This window comes from Paraglaciecola sp. QJM3NY_14 (assembly GCF_056173245.1).
Map to the genome: position 1 here is coordinate 1504938 of NZ_CM149664.1, position 14521 is coordinate 1519458.

The 14521-nt window shown below is 43.0% G+C and carries 13 protein-coding genes; 7 read left to right on the top strand and 6 right to left on the bottom strand.

Going from position 1 to position 14521, the window contains the following annotated elements; translation table 11 throughout:
* Positions 1-4: 4 nt before the first annotated feature.
* Both AC0VYA_RS06395 and AC0VYA_RS06400 read right to left on the bottom strand, forming a co-directional pair.
* Positions 5-721 carry an SDR family NAD(P)-dependent oxidoreductase gene (locus AC0VYA_RS06395; RefSeq protein WP_475490439.1) on the bottom strand — a complete coding sequence of 239 codons (717 nt, stop codon included), beginning with the start codon at positions 719-721 and terminating at the stop codon, positions 5-7.
* Complete coding sequence (locus AC0VYA_RS06400) at positions 718-1140, bottom strand: nuclear transport factor 2 family protein (RefSeq protein ID WP_475490440.1); 423 nt, start codon at positions 1138-1140, stop codon at positions 718-720. The genes AC0VYA_RS06395 and AC0VYA_RS06400 overlap by 4 nt, the downstream gene beginning before the upstream one ends.
* Positions 1141-1302: 162 nt before the next feature.
* Here AC0VYA_RS06400 and AC0VYA_RS06405 point away from each other — a divergent pair, with 162 nt between their 5' ends.
* The 3 genes from AC0VYA_RS06405 to AC0VYA_RS06415 are packed head-to-tail and all read left to right on the top strand — an operon-like array spanning position 1303 to position 3203.
* A complete protein-coding gene (locus tag AC0VYA_RS06405; protein WP_011574178.1) occupies positions 1303-1869 on the top strand; it encodes an LON peptidase substrate-binding domain-containing protein in 567 nt (188 codons plus the stop codon).
* Positions 1870-1924: 55 nt separating this feature from the next.
* Positions 1925-2539 carry a sigma-70 family RNA polymerase sigma factor gene (locus tag AC0VYA_RS06410; RefSeq protein ID WP_011574179.1) on the top strand — a complete coding sequence of 205 codons (615 nt, stop codon included), beginning with the start codon at positions 1925-1927 and terminating at the stop codon, positions 2537-2539.
* Entirely contained in the window at positions 2532-3203 is a 672-nt protein-coding gene (locus AC0VYA_RS06415) for a ChrR family anti-sigma-E factor (protein WP_475490441.1), read from the top strand. Before AC0VYA_RS06410 ends, AC0VYA_RS06415 begins: the two co-directional genes overlap by 8 nt.
* Before the next feature lie 79 nt (positions 3204-3282).
* Here AC0VYA_RS06415 and AC0VYA_RS06420 read toward each other — a convergent pair whose 3' ends face one another.
* Complete coding sequence (locus AC0VYA_RS06420) at positions 3283-4047, bottom strand: outer membrane protein assembly factor BamD (RefSeq protein WP_473481247.1); 765 nt, start codon at positions 4045-4047, stop codon at positions 3283-3285.
* A gap of 175 nt (positions 4048-4222) precedes the next feature.
* On the opposite strand from AC0VYA_RS06420, the gene rluD reads away from it, so the two are divergent.
* The 3 genes from rluD (at position 4223) to clpB (ending at position 8644) form a co-directional block, all read left to right on the top strand.
* Positions 4223-5206, top strand: coding sequence for a 23S rRNA pseudouridine(1911/1915/1917) synthase RluD (gene rluD / locus AC0VYA_RS06425; protein WP_011574182.1), 984 nt, complete (start codon positions 4223-4225; stop codon positions 5204-5206).
* A gap of 6 nt (positions 5207-5212) precedes the next feature.
* On the top strand, positions 5213-5947 hold the full coding sequence (pgeF, locus tag AC0VYA_RS06430; protein ID WP_475490442.1) for a peptidoglycan editing factor PgeF: 735 nt from the start codon (positions 5213-5215) through the stop codon (positions 5945-5947).
* A 120-nt stretch (positions 5948-6067) separates the two neighbouring features.
* Complete coding sequence (gene clpB, locus AC0VYA_RS06435) at positions 6068-8644, top strand: ATP-dependent chaperone ClpB (RefSeq protein ID WP_475490443.1); 2577 nt, start codon at positions 6068-6070, stop codon at positions 8642-8644.
* A 107-nt stretch (positions 8645-8751) separates the two neighbouring features.
* On the opposite strand, the gene prsT is transcribed toward clpB, so the two are convergent.
* Positions 8752-11547: an XrtA/PEP-CTERM system TPR-repeat protein PrsT gene (prsT, locus tag AC0VYA_RS06440; RefSeq protein ID WP_475490444.1), complete on the bottom strand. Its 2796-nt coding sequence runs from the start codon at positions 11545-11547 to the stop codon at positions 8752-8754.
* Positions 11548-11704: 157 nt separating this feature from the next.
* Positions 11705-12481: an exosortase-dependent surface protein XDP1 gene (gene xdp1, locus AC0VYA_RS06445; RefSeq protein ID WP_475490445.1), complete on the bottom strand. Its 777-nt coding sequence runs from the start codon at positions 12479-12481 to the stop codon at positions 11705-11707.
* A gap of 378 nt (positions 12482-12859) precedes the next feature.
* Here xdp1 and pssA point away from each other — a divergent pair, with 378 nt between their 5' ends.
* Positions 12860-13684, top strand: a complete 825-nt coding sequence (pssA, locus tag AC0VYA_RS06450; RefSeq protein ID WP_011574187.1) for a CDP-diacylglycerol--serine O-phosphatidyltransferase — start codon at positions 12860-12862, stop codon at positions 13682-13684.
* Positions 13685-14115: 431 nt separating this feature from the next.
* Here the strand turns inward: pssA and AC0VYA_RS06455 are convergent, their stop codons facing one another.
* On the bottom strand, positions 14116-14409 hold the full coding sequence (locus tag AC0VYA_RS06455) for a hypothetical protein (protein ID WP_475490446.1): 294 nt from the start codon (positions 14407-14409) through the stop codon (positions 14116-14118).
* Positions 14410-14521 lie beyond the last annotated feature (112 nt).

The following is a 14521-nucleotide window of genomic DNA, read 5'->3' on the forward strand; positions in this document are numbered from 1 at the left end:
CCTTTTAATTATTTTTCATTTTTTTGCTTAAGGCGACTTTCAGTGAGCTTGGTAAGCGGGAAAGAAAACGCAGTAATAAACCGAACATTGTGGGGAAATAGACACTGGCAGATTGACGCTCTATGCCTTTTAGCAAGCTTTTTGCTGCTTCATGTACGGAAATCTTCATCGGCATATCAAAGTCATTCTTGTCTGTTAACGGGGTTTCTACAAAGCCGGGGGAGATACTTTGCACGACAACGCCTTTGTCCGCTAAATCCACTTCCATGGTTTTAGTCAAATAATGCAGTGCCGCTTTACTGGCACCATATGCCTGACTTTGTGTAAACGGCAGGAATCTGGCCATGCTGTCTACTAATACAAGTTGTGAGCCAGTGCTTAATTTTGGAAGCAGGGCGTCAATACAGTGGACAACGCCAAAAAAATTGGCTTCGAATACACGTTTAAACATATCTGGGTCGAATGAATCTAAATCGACGTATTCACATACCCCCGCATTTAACACATAAATGTCGGCGCTGATCGCCTCTAATTTGAGCTTCGTTTGCTGCCTGTCAGTGACATCAAATTGTAATGTGGTCACAGCTCGAACGCCCTCAAATGTTTTTAGTTTATCGGCATTTCTGCCACAGGCTATGACGTCATATCCACTTTGGGCGGCGTGCTTTACTAAAGCTTCGCCTATTCCTGACGTGGCGCCGGTAATCAGTATACGTTTCATGATGCGAGTCGCTTTTTGAGATATTTAATCACTGTGCCTAACAGCGGCACTTGTTCGTAGAGCATACTGCCCAAATCGTAATAATCTCGCTGGTAGCAAATTTTTTGTTCCTTCACTATCAGCTGGCTGATACCTTCAACGCTGATAAGCTTACCTGCCTTTAATTTAGGGTGTCTAAAATGCATTTTCCAGTTCACAAACACAGTTGAGTCAGCTTCTTTTATCTGTGAAATATCAAAGGTACACTCATTGACATCTGCTAATAATTGCTCGAAATAACGATGAACAGCAGCAAAACCCTTATGTTCGGTGACAGGGTCAACGAACACCACATCATCGCTGTATATGTTTTTAAGCTCACTGAGTGATTGGGTGTCTAGTGATTTATAAAAATTGACAAAAAGCGTTACTACTTCCATCTGTTATGCTCTTCAAAAGTATAAATATTGTTAGCGATATTATAGTAACGCGATAGACGCGTTTTAGATCACTCGTATAGCGCCGTGTTACAAGAGCGATCCTAATTTCAACTCAGACGTACTATTGCTATCAACCACAAAAAATCGTTGTTTACAGTGAATATGATAACTCTACCTTTATTTCCTTTATCAGCACACGTTCTACCCCAAGGACGTATGGATTTGCGCATTTTCGAACCACGTTATGTGCGTATGGTCAAAAATGCCTGCGCCACACAAACTGGTTTTGGAATATGCATGTTAAACGCAAAGGGTGACAAAGACCGAAATGAGCATATTCACCCTGTAGGCACGCATGTAACTGTCGTTGACTTTGATATGCTTAGTGATGGTTTGTTAGGTATAACCGTTGAGGGTGACCGGTGTTTCAATATCGAAAAAGTGACCACTGAGGAAGACGGCTTGCATGTAGGGCAGTGCAGTTGGTCACCAATTTGGCAACCTGAGCCAGAAGCGAATGTTGCGCTAGTTAAGCAACGTTTGATGGATGTATTTAACAAGTATCCGGAAATCCAAGAGTTGTATCCTGAGCCTCTTTTTAATGATCCCATGTGGGTCATCTACCGTTGGCTAGAATTACTGCCAGTATCAGCAGAACAGAAACAACATTTTATTCAGCAAAGGGACTATGTCAAAACGATCGATTATTTGACACAATTAGTGAAATGATCTTTTTCGCATCACAGCCAGTATAAAGACTATTATTAAATACCGGTGGAAAGTGATGCTAGTCGGAATCCCTTTGGAATCAAAACATTCACATGCTGTTGTACCAAAAGATTGTGCGGATGAAATGTCATCGTATCTTGTGTTGGTAGGGCAGTCTCGTTGCAAACGCTCTTTCGCAGAGATATTTAATTATTTCGCGCCACGTCTTCGCTCGTATGCCCTAAAACAAATGGGTAATGAGGCTTTAGCTATGGAATTGGTGCAAGACACCATGTCGAATGTGTGGCAGAAATCTCACTTATTCAATGCCGAAAAAGGTGCTCCCTCCACTTGGATTTTCACTATTGCACGTAATATCCGCTTCGACATGTTGCGCAAACAGCGTAACCGTAAAGAAGATATCTGCGCTGACGATCTATGGCCAGTGCTTTGCGAGCAAACCGCTGATGTAAACGAAGTCTCATTAGATGAGCAAATAACACTTCAGCAGCTCGGGGTTATATTCGAAGACCTGCCGAAAAAGCAACGCGAAGTGATTGAAGCAATTTATATTGAAGGTAAATCTCAGCAAGAAGTCGCTGACCAATTTGACATCCCTTTGGGGACGGTCAAATCCAGAACCCGTCTTGCTTTGCAGCGATTGAAAGAGATGTTAAAAGATAATGATTAATTTTCACCCAGATTTGGCGCATCTTCGCGCTTTCGCTGAAGGAACGTGCCCAACAAATTTAGCTTTGATGATATCCGCCCACGTAGATATGTGCCCTCGCTGCCAAGCAATAACCATGCAGGCACAAGAAGAGGCGGGACTTGAGGTTTTTCCAACCAACCTAGAAGCGGTCGAACCACAACCTGATTTTAACGATATGATGTTGCAAATAATGCAAACTCCCAACGTTGAAGCTCCGGTTCTTCAGCCCGTTAATAACATGCTTGAGTTGGATGGAAAGCACTTTGCCCTGCCAAGAGCGCTTGCTCGATACACCCATAAAACGGGTAATTGGTCACGGCTTGTGGGTAAGCTATGGCAGGCGCCGGTTGATTTAGGCCAGGACGGACAAGCTAACTTCATCTACATGGAAAAGGGCGGCAAAGTACCAGAGCATACTCACAAGGGAACCGAATTTACGTTAGTGATTGATGGTCAATTTAGTGATGGATTAGCTGATTACGATTGCGGAGACTTCACGATCATGGATAGTACCAAGAAGCATATGCCGTTTTCAGAAGCTGACGAGGGATGTTTGGTATTTACTATGGTGGACAAGCCGTTACATTTTACGTCAGGCTTAGCCCGTCTTTTGAATCCGTTCAGTCAATTATTTTTCAAATAAAGTTGGCCTGATTTACCCAATAACAGACAATAAAAAACGCGCTCATGGCGCGTTTTTTTTTGTGAAATTTACCGGATTGTTAGCTAATGAAGCTGCTATCAGGGTAGTTCAACTTAAGTGTTTTCATGACGTTATTTTTCAATTCGTCTAACTTAAGTTGGTCGTAACACTCCACCATAATCTCTAGTGCTTCTTGTACATGATCTGTATCAGGGTAGTACTCTAAAACATAGCGCCCGCGGTTGGCTGCAGCAACAAACGCTTCACGGCGCATATAAAAGCGTGCAATAGCAATTTCATATTTTGCTAAGCGACTTTTGATATGCAACATACGTTTTTGTGCATCAGCGGCATATTTGCTGTCAGGGTATTTCTCGATTAAACGCCTGAAATCTTCGAAAGCTTCACGAGACTTACTTGGATCGCGATCTGAGCGGTCTATACCGACCAATTCTTGGAATAGGTTTTTATCGGATTCCATGTTGGTTAATCCACGCATATAAATAGCGTAATCAACGTCAGCATGGTTTGGGTTCAAGCGAGTGAAACGGTCGATAGTTGATATCGCTTCATTTACTTTACCTGACTTGTAATATGCATAAATCAAGTCCAACTGAACCTGATTGGATAAAGGACCAAAGGGGTATCTGGAATCTAATGCGCTGAGTGTTGCAGTCGCGGCATTGAAGTTACCAATTGCCATTTTTTCTTTCGCATCTTCATACAAAGACTGAGCACTACGGTTGTTGACTACGACTTCTTCTTCATCTGGAGAGGACGAACAGCCACCTAGTGCGATGATCGCAGCGGCTAGAAAAATCTTGGGTAACGATAACTTTCTCATCATATTTGTCTTATTTGCTCTTATTTATGCTTGCGATAAGCGTTCGCCGATTCATTGCTGGCAAAAATCCGTTAGAATAGGGTTTTACCGAACCGATAACAACTGCATATTCTAACCCAGCGTATTGGGCTATGCACATATAAATCGTCCGAAACACTACTAGGGTCTCCTTTGCATGTCTACCAGCTATGAAAAAATACAACTACAGGCCGTGGTGCCGCAAACGTTATTAGGTAAACGTTTGGATCAAGCTTTGGCTGAAATGTTCCCTGATTATTCGCGATCTCGTATAAAAGATTGGATTTTGGCGGATCAAGTTGCCGTTGATGGTCAGATAGTGAACAAGCCAAGAGAAAAATTGCTTGGTGAAGAGTTAATTGAAATTGATGCGAGTATCGAGATACAAGAGCGTCACAGCGCACAAGAAATTGAGCTAAACATTGTTTACGAAGATGAGCATATTTTAGTCATAAACAAACCAACCAATTTGGTTGTTCATCCGGGGGCGGGCAACGCGAGTGGCACTATTTTAAATGCATTGCTAAGCCACGTGCCTGAGATTGCGAGTGTGCCCCGCGCTGGTATCGTCCATCGATTAGATAAAGACACCACGGGTTTGATGGTGGTAGCCAAAACGATACCAGCACAAACACATTTAGTTGAAAAGCTGCAAGCGCGTGAAATCAGCCGCGAGTATGAAGCTGTCGTATACGGTAACTTGATTGCTGGTGGCAGTGTTGATGAGCCTATCGGTCGTCATCCGACTAAGCGCACCAGCATGGCAGTAGTGCAATCTGGTAAGCCAGCGTTAACCCATTATCGGGTTAAACATAAGTACCGGGCGCATACGCATTTACGCTTAAAACTAGAATCGGGTCGTACCCATCAAATACGCGTGCATATGGCACATTTACGTCACCCTTTGGTGGGCGACCAAGCTTACGGTGGTCGTCCTCGATTACCAAAAGCGGCAAGCGAATTGATGATAGAAACGATTCGTGGCTTTAAGCGCCAAGCTTTACACGCCATCCAGTTAGAGCTTGAACATCCAATCACAGGAGAGTGGATGTCTTTTCAAGCGCCGTTGCCCGACGATTTTGTCAACTTGTTGGACGTGTTAAAAGAAGACACGGCACAAAATCCGGATGATCTTGTTTAACACATCATGGCACTAGATCTGATTATCCCTCAGTGGCCCGCACCACATAATGTGCGGGCTTTCTCAACGACGCGTACAGGTGGCTTGAGCGAAGCTCCATACGACTCACTCAATGTGGGAGCACATGTAGGAGACGATCTATCCACTGTGGAGGGGAATCGCGCGTTACTGCCAAAGCATCAACATATAAAATGGTTGAATCAGGTTCATGGCAATGCATGCGTTTCAGTTGACGCCAGCAGCGAACAAAATCAAAGCGTTGATGCCAGTACGACGCTAGATGCCGGTGTTGTCTGCGCAGTCATGACGGCAGACTGTTTGTCCATTTTGTTATGCAACAAAAAAGGCAGTGAAGTTGCGGCCGTCCATGCTGGCTGGAAAGGGTTGGCTGACGGGGTGATTGAAAACTGTTGCCATCACATGAACAGCTCTGCTTCAGAGTTGATAGCTTGGATTGGTCCGCATATTAGTCAGAAGAACTTTGAAGTTAATGAAGCAGTGTTAAGTCGTTTTCAGCAATATGGGCATTGCTTTACTCAAAGCAATGTTGCTGGCAAGTATTACGCTGATCTACAGCAAATCGCCATAGAAAAACTGTCGCGTCTGGGCGTGAGCGGCGTATTTACCGCCAATAAGTGTACTTATGAACTTGAAGAGCAATTCTTCTCTCACCGACGAGCCACCCATCAAGGCCTTTCTCAAACAGGGCGTATGGTGTCGGGCATTTATTTGCAGCCCTGACGACCTTGGAAAAATTGATCTAGCGCAATATTCAGTGACGAATGTCACATTTCCAGCTTGAATATTGACGGCAACGCACCATTAATAGGTTAATTAATAATCCATTAAAGTGAGTGGCATATGCGTTTAGATAGTTTTACCAGCAAGTTTCAACTTGCCATTTCCGATGCTCAATCAATAGCGCTTGGGCGTGACCATCAATATATTGAACCCGTGCATTTGATGACGGCTTTGTTAAACCAACAAGGCGGCTCAGTGCGTTCGCTTTTCGATCATGCCAAGTTGAATGTGAATACCTTACGCTCGGCGTTAGCAGAGGCTGTAGATCACCTACCGCGTGTTGAAGGCGTAGGCGGTGACGTTCAGTTAGCGAAAGAAACGGTAGTGCTGTTAAATTTGAGCGACAAAATCGCCCAAAAACGTAAAGATAAATACATCACCTCTGAAATTTTCGTTTTGGCTGCAGTACAAGATAAAGGCAAGCTGGGCGAGATCTTACGCCAAATTGGCGCCAATGAAGAGTCTATCGACAAAGCAATCGAAGCAATGCGTGGCGGGCAGACCGTCAATGATCCGAATGCTGAAGATGTGCGCCAAGCACTCGAGAAATTTACGACTGATCTGACTGAGCGCGCAGAGCAGGGCAAACTAGACCCTGTGATTGGTCGAGACGATGAAATTCGCCGTACTATCCAAGTTCTGCAGCGTCGTACCAAAAACAACCCCGTACTGATTGGACAGCCTGGTGTGGGTAAAACTGCCATCGCTGAGGGGCTTGCCCAGCGTATCATTAACTCTGAAGTACCTGAGGGGCTCAAAAACAAGCGAGTGTTATCTCTTGATATGGGCGCATTAATCGCGGGTGCTAAGTTTCGCGGTGAATTCGAAGAACGCTTGAAAGCCGTTCTAAACGAGCTGGCTAAAGAAGAAGGCCGCGTTATCCTGTTTATCGATGAATTGCATACCATGGTCGGTGCAGGTAAAGGTGAAGGCGCAATGGATGCCGGTAACATGCTAAAACCTGCGCTGGCTCGCGGCGAGCTACACTGTGTCGGCGCTACCACATTAGATGAGTACAGGCAGTTTATCGAGAAAGATGCAGCATTAGAGCGTCGCTTCCAAAAAGTATTGGTAGATGAGCCGAGTGTTGAAGACACGGTTGCGATATTACGCGGGTTAAAAGAGCGTTATGAATTACACCATTCGGTAGAGATAACAGACCCTGCTATTGTGGCAGCGGCGTCGTTATCGCACCGCTATATAAGTGATCGCCAATTACCAGATAAAGCGATTGATCTTATCGATGAAGCAGCGTCAAGCATTCGTATGCAAATGGATTCTAAACCTGAAGACATGGACAGGTTAGAGCGACGTATCATTCAGTTAAAATTGGAAGAGCAAGCGCTGGCCAAAGAAAAGGATGAAGCGAGTCACAAACGCTTAGAGCTGATCGAGATCGAGCGAGAACAAGCGGAGATCAAGTTTTCTGAATTGGAGAAAATTTGGAAATCAGAAAAGCAAGCCATGCAAGGGACACAAAATATTCGTGCCGAGTTAGACCAAGCGAAACTAGATTTGGAGATTGCGCGCCGTGCATCCGATCTGAGCCGTATGTCTGAACTGCAATATGGCCGGATCCCTGAACTTGAAAGTAAGTTAGAGCTAGCCACAGAATCTGAATCGCAACCACTGGAGCACCAACTTCTTAAAAATCGAGTAACAGAAAGTGAAATTGCTGATGTGCTTTCACGTTGGACAGGCATTCCAGTATCGAAAATGCTTGAAGGTGAGAAAGACAAACTTATGAGTATGGAAGCGGCCTTGCATGAGCGTGTAGTGGGGCAAAGTGAAGCCGTGAATGCAGTGTCTAATGCGATACGTCGCTCTAGAGCTGGCCTTGCGGACCCGAATAAACCGATTGGTTCGTTTTTGTTTTTAGGGCCAACCGGTGTAGGTAAAACTGAGCTTTGCAAAACCTTGGCTAATTTCTTGTTTGACACAGAAGACGCCATGGTGCGTATCGACATGTCAGAGTTTATGGAAAAGCACTCCGTTTCCAGGTTAGTGGGTGCACCTCCAGGCTATGTTGGCTATGAAGAAGGGGGGTACTTAACCGAAGCAGTCAGACGTAAACCTTACTCGGTCATTTTGCTAGATGAAATCGAGAAGGCTCACCCTGATGTGTTTAACATTTTGCTTCAAGTGCTAGATGACGGCCGTTTGACCGACGGGCAAGGGCGCACGGTTGATTTCAAAAATACTGTTATCATCATGACCTCTAACTTGGGCTCAGACATTATTCAAGAGCAGCACAGTGAAAATGATTACGAGAAAATGAAGCAATCTGTACTGAACGTGCTGAGCACGCACTTCAGGCCTGAGTTTCTGAACCGTGTTGATGAAACGGTTGTGTTCCACCCACTCGGCTTGGCACAAATTACATCAATTGCGAGTAAGCAATTACAGTTTTTGCGCAACCGTTTAGAAGAGAAGGGGATTGGGTTGGAGTTAACCGACGCTGCCCTTAAGAAAATTGCTGAAGCAGGGTTTGATCCCGTGTATGGAGCCCGCCCACTTAAACGCGCGATCCAAATGGAAATTGAAAACCCATTAGCACAAAAAATTCTGTCAGGTAAATTGGTGTCAGAAGGTGTGGTAAGCATTGATGCTGATGAGAACGGGCTAATCATCGACTAGCTATATTGCGGTAGAGCAATCAATCATTTTCATGCAAAAAGTAAAACGGCTACCTAGGTAGCCGTTTTTTATGTTTAAAAATCAATTGGTTAAAAAACTTTGAGCGGTTACAGCGTTTGAAGCAACGCTTGGGCATCTCGTTTTTCAGGAAACGTTTTATTACTTGCCAATGCTTGTTTCAATTCATTTTTCGCCTGGTCAATTTTACCCAGTCCTTTTAATGCGGCAGCTAAGTGATATCGGATAGAGGGATCATTCGAACGCATGGTAAAAGCTGTTCGCAGTGTCGTTAGTGCTTCTTGATAGCGTGCGTTATTAACCAATAACCAACCTTTGGTGTCTAAGATCGCGGCAGAGTTCGGCGCTAGTTCGACTGCGCTTTGAGCGTACTCTAAGCCTAGTTCTGGTTGGGAACGGACTTTGATTAAAGCGAGGTTATTATATATACGGGCTTTGTTGGGCAAGTCTTCAACCGCGATAAGTTTGAGGTAATGAGCCTCTGCGCGTTGCATACTTTTTTCAATGTAGAGTAAATCCGCAAGAAGGTGTCTTTGAAAGTGTGCATCCTCATTCGTTAATACGTGCTGCTTCAAATACTCTTTAAAGTCTTGTTGATGTTTACCGTGACTGGCTATTTGATATAACTCGATAAGCGGCAGGGTAAAGTTAGGGGTAAGCGTTACGGCCTCAAAATAAGCGTTATAAGCTTGGTCATCATCGTTCGTGGCTTTAAAGTAATTCCCCTGTAATACATATACATTCGGGTTATTAGTAAAGCTTTTTTGCATATTATCAATAACGTATTTTGCGTCGGTTAAATTCCCTTGATTGATAAGTAATTGACCGTACTCGAGTTTCGCTAACGCATATTGCGGGGCAATAACAGATGCTCTTTCTAAGCTCGATTTTGCACCGCTTATGTCGTTCGCTTGTAATTGAACACGACCTAATTCAACGAGTTGAGAGGCATCATCTGACCATTGTGCAGATAAGATATCCAATTGGTTCTTGGCTTTTTGCGGTTCATCTAATGCTATCAGCAAATTCGCTTTTTCGAATATGTAAGCTGAATTTAACCGGTCTATTTTCAGCAGAGCATTAATTTCATCTAATGCAATAGCGTACTTCTGTTGCACACGATAAATATTGGCAAGAAGTTCATGGGGAGTCACTTTATTAGGGGCTGAGGCTTTCGCCGTGAGTAGTGCCTCTATTGCATCATCAAGATTTCCCTGCTTGACTAATATTTGAGCGCGCAAAACAAGTGCTGATATATTCGTCGGTTGAATAGTAATGACTTTTTCAATTGTTTGACGAGACTCTGATAGCGCTTGTTGTGCAAACTGAACTCGGGACAAATTCATTAGCGCCGCAATGTTGTTAGGATCTGTCGCGAGCACTTCGTTCAAAGAAGCAGTGGCTTGAGCAAAGTGAGCCAAGCGGATGTGCAGATCTGCATGTAGATTTTTATAATCTACATTTTCGGGCGCTAATTCAATCAATTTATTAGCAGACAGTAATGCGTCTTCATAGCGTTGATTGTTAGCTTCAAGTGTCGCTTTAAAAAGTAGAACGTCTTGTGCATTAGCATCAAGAAGACTGTTACCTAAAAGAGCGAGGGCGTCATCAATTTTGTCTCTACGTACTAGCAGCTTTGCCTCTAATAAAATAATCGTATGATTACTGTCATGCACCTGTTTCAATTCTTCAACTAGGCTATCGCACTTAAATACCTTGTTACTTGCTAAATACAGGTCACATAATAACGACGATACAGGAACACTACTGAGCACGATACGCTCGTTGAGCTCGAGCAATTCCATGGCCTTTTTAGCGTCGCCTTGGCGAATATGCGCTTCGGCCAACATACCTAATAATTCAGGAGGAGCTGAGCCACTTTTAATATAGCGGCTTAGCTCTCGCACGGTGACTTCGTAATTTTTATTAATATAAGCGGTTATGCCAGCAACTAAGCTGAGCCAGCTTGTTTGTTCTTTATTTTCTTCGGTGGCCAAGCTCAACATTTGATTAAGTTGAGCGAGTAGTGCATCAGCCTCTGAGCTTTTTTCTTGCATCGCTAATACGCGGGCTTTTAATAGTTGCGTTTGCAAGTCACCAGAAGTTTGTTCTTCAATAAGGGCAATCATCTCCTGTGCTTTACTGAGCATATTCGCTTCTACGTAACTATTGGCAAGAGCGCGTTTAATGGTTGGGTCGAAGTCATCAAACTGATAGGCAAGCTCAAATTGGGTTCGAGCTTCGTCACTTTTGCCCTGGCTTTGCAACACTAAGCCACGCATCATTAGACTTTTGGCATTGTTATGGTCAATTGACAGGGCTTCATCTAGATATTGGTTAGCTTGAGCATATTCCTTATTTAAAAGTGCTATCTGCGCTAATCCGTTTAATACATTGCTGTTTTCACCGAGCTGAAGTTGGGCATTCTGATAAATAGATTTTGCTTTATCTAACTCCTTTTCTTGAATATGCGCCGCCGCTTTTAATAGCTGAACTTCGAGCTTTACGGATGAAGATAAACTGCGAGGTGTCGGCAAATCGATAAGTGCGTCAAATCTTCGACTAATCAGGTAAGCATTTGCCAATGGCACTAGCACTAAGTTTAAATCTGCGCCTGCATCCATAACCTCTTCAAATTCTGTAATAGCGTCATTGATATAACCGTCTACTAATAAAACACGACCCATTAGCAGTTTCGACGGTAAATGTGACGGGGATTCTTGCAGGGCATTTTTAAGATGAATGTAAGATTCAGAAAATGCTTCTTGATTAAACGCAGAGAGCGCTTTTTCATAGTTTTCAGATGTATCGGCGAACGCCAATGAAGGTAATACTGCGCAAAAAGCAATGGCACGAAGCGAAATGGGAAGTGAACGAAGTTTCATATATTGGATTGACTCTTTTCCATAGAATGCATGGCTAAAATACTACGGTATATTTTACCTGAATACCCTAGGTATTTAATGGACACAAATATACTAATGTATATTTCAAGGCAAAAAAAAACCTCACAAGGTGAGGTTTTCAAAACGTTAAACGTGTTTATGCAGTTTTACGACGACGCCATACAGCGAATAAGCCAAACGAAGCTAACACTGCTAATGAGCTTGGCTCTGCAACATCTGTAGGTGGCTTAGGATCTGGGCCAATGCCGGCTATAGTTTTAATACCTGCAATTTTTAAAAAGTCATTTCCACTACCAAAATAACCGCTGCTAGAGCCTGACTGTCCAAAAGAACTATTATAGGCACCAATGACCCAATATTTAGAGTCATATCCAGAAGTTTCGCTGGTCAGTGATGTCCAGCCTTCGCCAATATCAGAAAAACTTGTACTGAGCATTACACTACTTGTCGACGCGATTTCTGACCAAGTGTTACCTTCTAAAGTAGGTAATGAATCGAATGCAGCAATTGAAAAATCAGAATCGTGGGAAGCAGAACCAATGTTAATTTTCGTTATGGAAACAAAGTCGTCAAAAGTTAGTAATAACATATCGCTGTTAGTACCATTATCAACGTAATGCCCGTCGTTATTGTCCTGATTGTAGTTCAACAAACCCCAAGCGTTTTGAGCTACTGTTGCTGTCTCCACAGTGTAGGAATTACCTGTATCCGACCATGCGTTGACCGACACAGCGTTGTCTGATGATGTAAAGTTTAATACATTACCATCATCGTTCCCATCGCTACCATAATACGAATAGCTTGAGTTAGTCGTAAAATCCCACGCTGTATAATCTGTAGCAAAGCTAGCAAATGACATAGACAGTAACGATGCTGCAATCGCTGCGCTGCGCAAAATAAGTTGTTTTTTCATATTTAACCTTCCAGTCCGTAAAAGATGCTGAGTGTTATCAATTATATATTTTCACTCTAAGCATAAATTAAGCCACTTATAAAAGTGCTTCTATTTCAATTGGTTGTTTGATTTTAGAATCGCACTTTAGTTTTATTGTAAAGAAGTTCGACAGCTGAGCTGACCAGTGACTCAATCCATATACATTACGCTAATTATACATTTATTTGTGGGAGCGAATATAGGAAATACGTATAATAGGTATGCTTAAAAATACGCCAACATAGTTTGAAAAAAAATTTAGTAATGGATTGATCTTGCAGTTTTTTTGGATTCCCCAATAACTACCATCAAACGTTTATGTTATCTTGGCGCCGTTATTTTATCTAAGGAGCTGTTATGCCCGAATCTAAGCGTAAAGGTATTTACCTTTTACCTAATTTATTAACCACTGCCGGTTTATTTTCTGGCTTCTATGCTGTTGTTGCGTCAATGAATGGACACTTCGAAGCTGCGGCTGTAGCGATATTCATCGCAATGATTTTTGACGGCCTTGATGGCCGTGTTGCTCGTATGACCAATACCCAAAGTGAATTTGGTGCTGAGTATGACTCTATGGCAGATATGGTGTCATTCGGTATGGCGCCAGCGCTGGTTGCCTACAACTGGGGATTAAGCGGTTTAGGTAAAATAGGTTGGTTAGCTGCCTTTATATACGTAGCTGGAGCAGCTTTGCGTTTAGCGCGTTTTAATACTCAAATTGGTATTGCCGATAAACGCTATTTCCAAGGTTTAGCCAGCCCCGCGGCGGCTGCATTGGTGGCAGGTCTCGTGTGGGTAGGCGGAGAGTATGACGTCAATGGTGACGACTACGGCGTTCTAGTTGCCTTGGTCACTAGCTTGGCAGGCCTATTGATGGTGAGTAATTTTAAATACAATTCATTCAAAGAAGTAAACTGGCACGGTAAAGTGCCATTTGTTGCTTTACTTCTAGTGATGCTGATTTTTGTAGTGGTAGCGACTGAGCCTGCTTTAGTTCTATTCGTGGTTTTTGCCTTATACGCACTCGCTGGGCCTATCAACACCTTTAGGAGTGTAGATAAGGTCAAGTTAGAACATGTAGTAGGCGATGCAGATGAAAACGATGCCGATTTTACCCAAGGTGATGAGCAATCTGAGAGCACCACAGATGATGACGTTGAGGAACCAACGAACAAGCAGTAGCGCTTTGTGGCTATGACGTTCATAAAATCAAAGTCATAGTCTTATATAAAGATGGCAGGGCTAATTAGAGAACTAAGCCCTGTCGTCTGCTTCAAAATCCACCGCTGTGTTCTTTAACTCTCAATAGAATAATTATCTCGTGTAGTATGTAGGCTAGTGATTAGTCGTTAGCTTTTCCAGATCGCACACATACTTTCCTTAATTTACGTTTCATTTTCTTCCTGATTTTCAACAAGACATAACCCGCTAGTAAACTCATTCATGTTTTGCGTTTTTATATACACAGCTTTTTGGATAATACAGGGCAGTTAATTGTCTAAATCTGATACTAAAAATCTGGCGTCATAGGGTGGATTGCAAGTTAGGGATTCTAAGACAAAAGGCAAAACGTTGGAAAATCGACCAATTTGTACCTTCTGCGTGCTTAATGGTTATAAGTTGAGCAGTTGAACATTTTTTTGAAATAAACACTTGCGATCAAAAAAGGGATCTCTATAATGCGCATCTCGCTTCGGGACAGCCGCTAAAACAGCTGCACCGGCACTGGTTTTCACCAGGTGATTTAAGGCTTTTATAAAGACTTTAATCGGCGTGATGTAAGGCGGTTTAGTTTGGTTTTTCAGTTTGTGATTTACGTCAAAAATTGATTCGAAATTAAATAAAAATAACACCTTGACATCGAAACTTGAGAGCGTATTATACGCCTCCCGCTTAAGAGGGTCCACGGACAGCATCTTAAGCCGCTTCTAAAGAAGCACGCTACTTCGGTAGCACTGTTCTTTAACAATTAATAACAAGACAATCTGTGTGGGCACTCACTTGATGAGTGTCTACCAA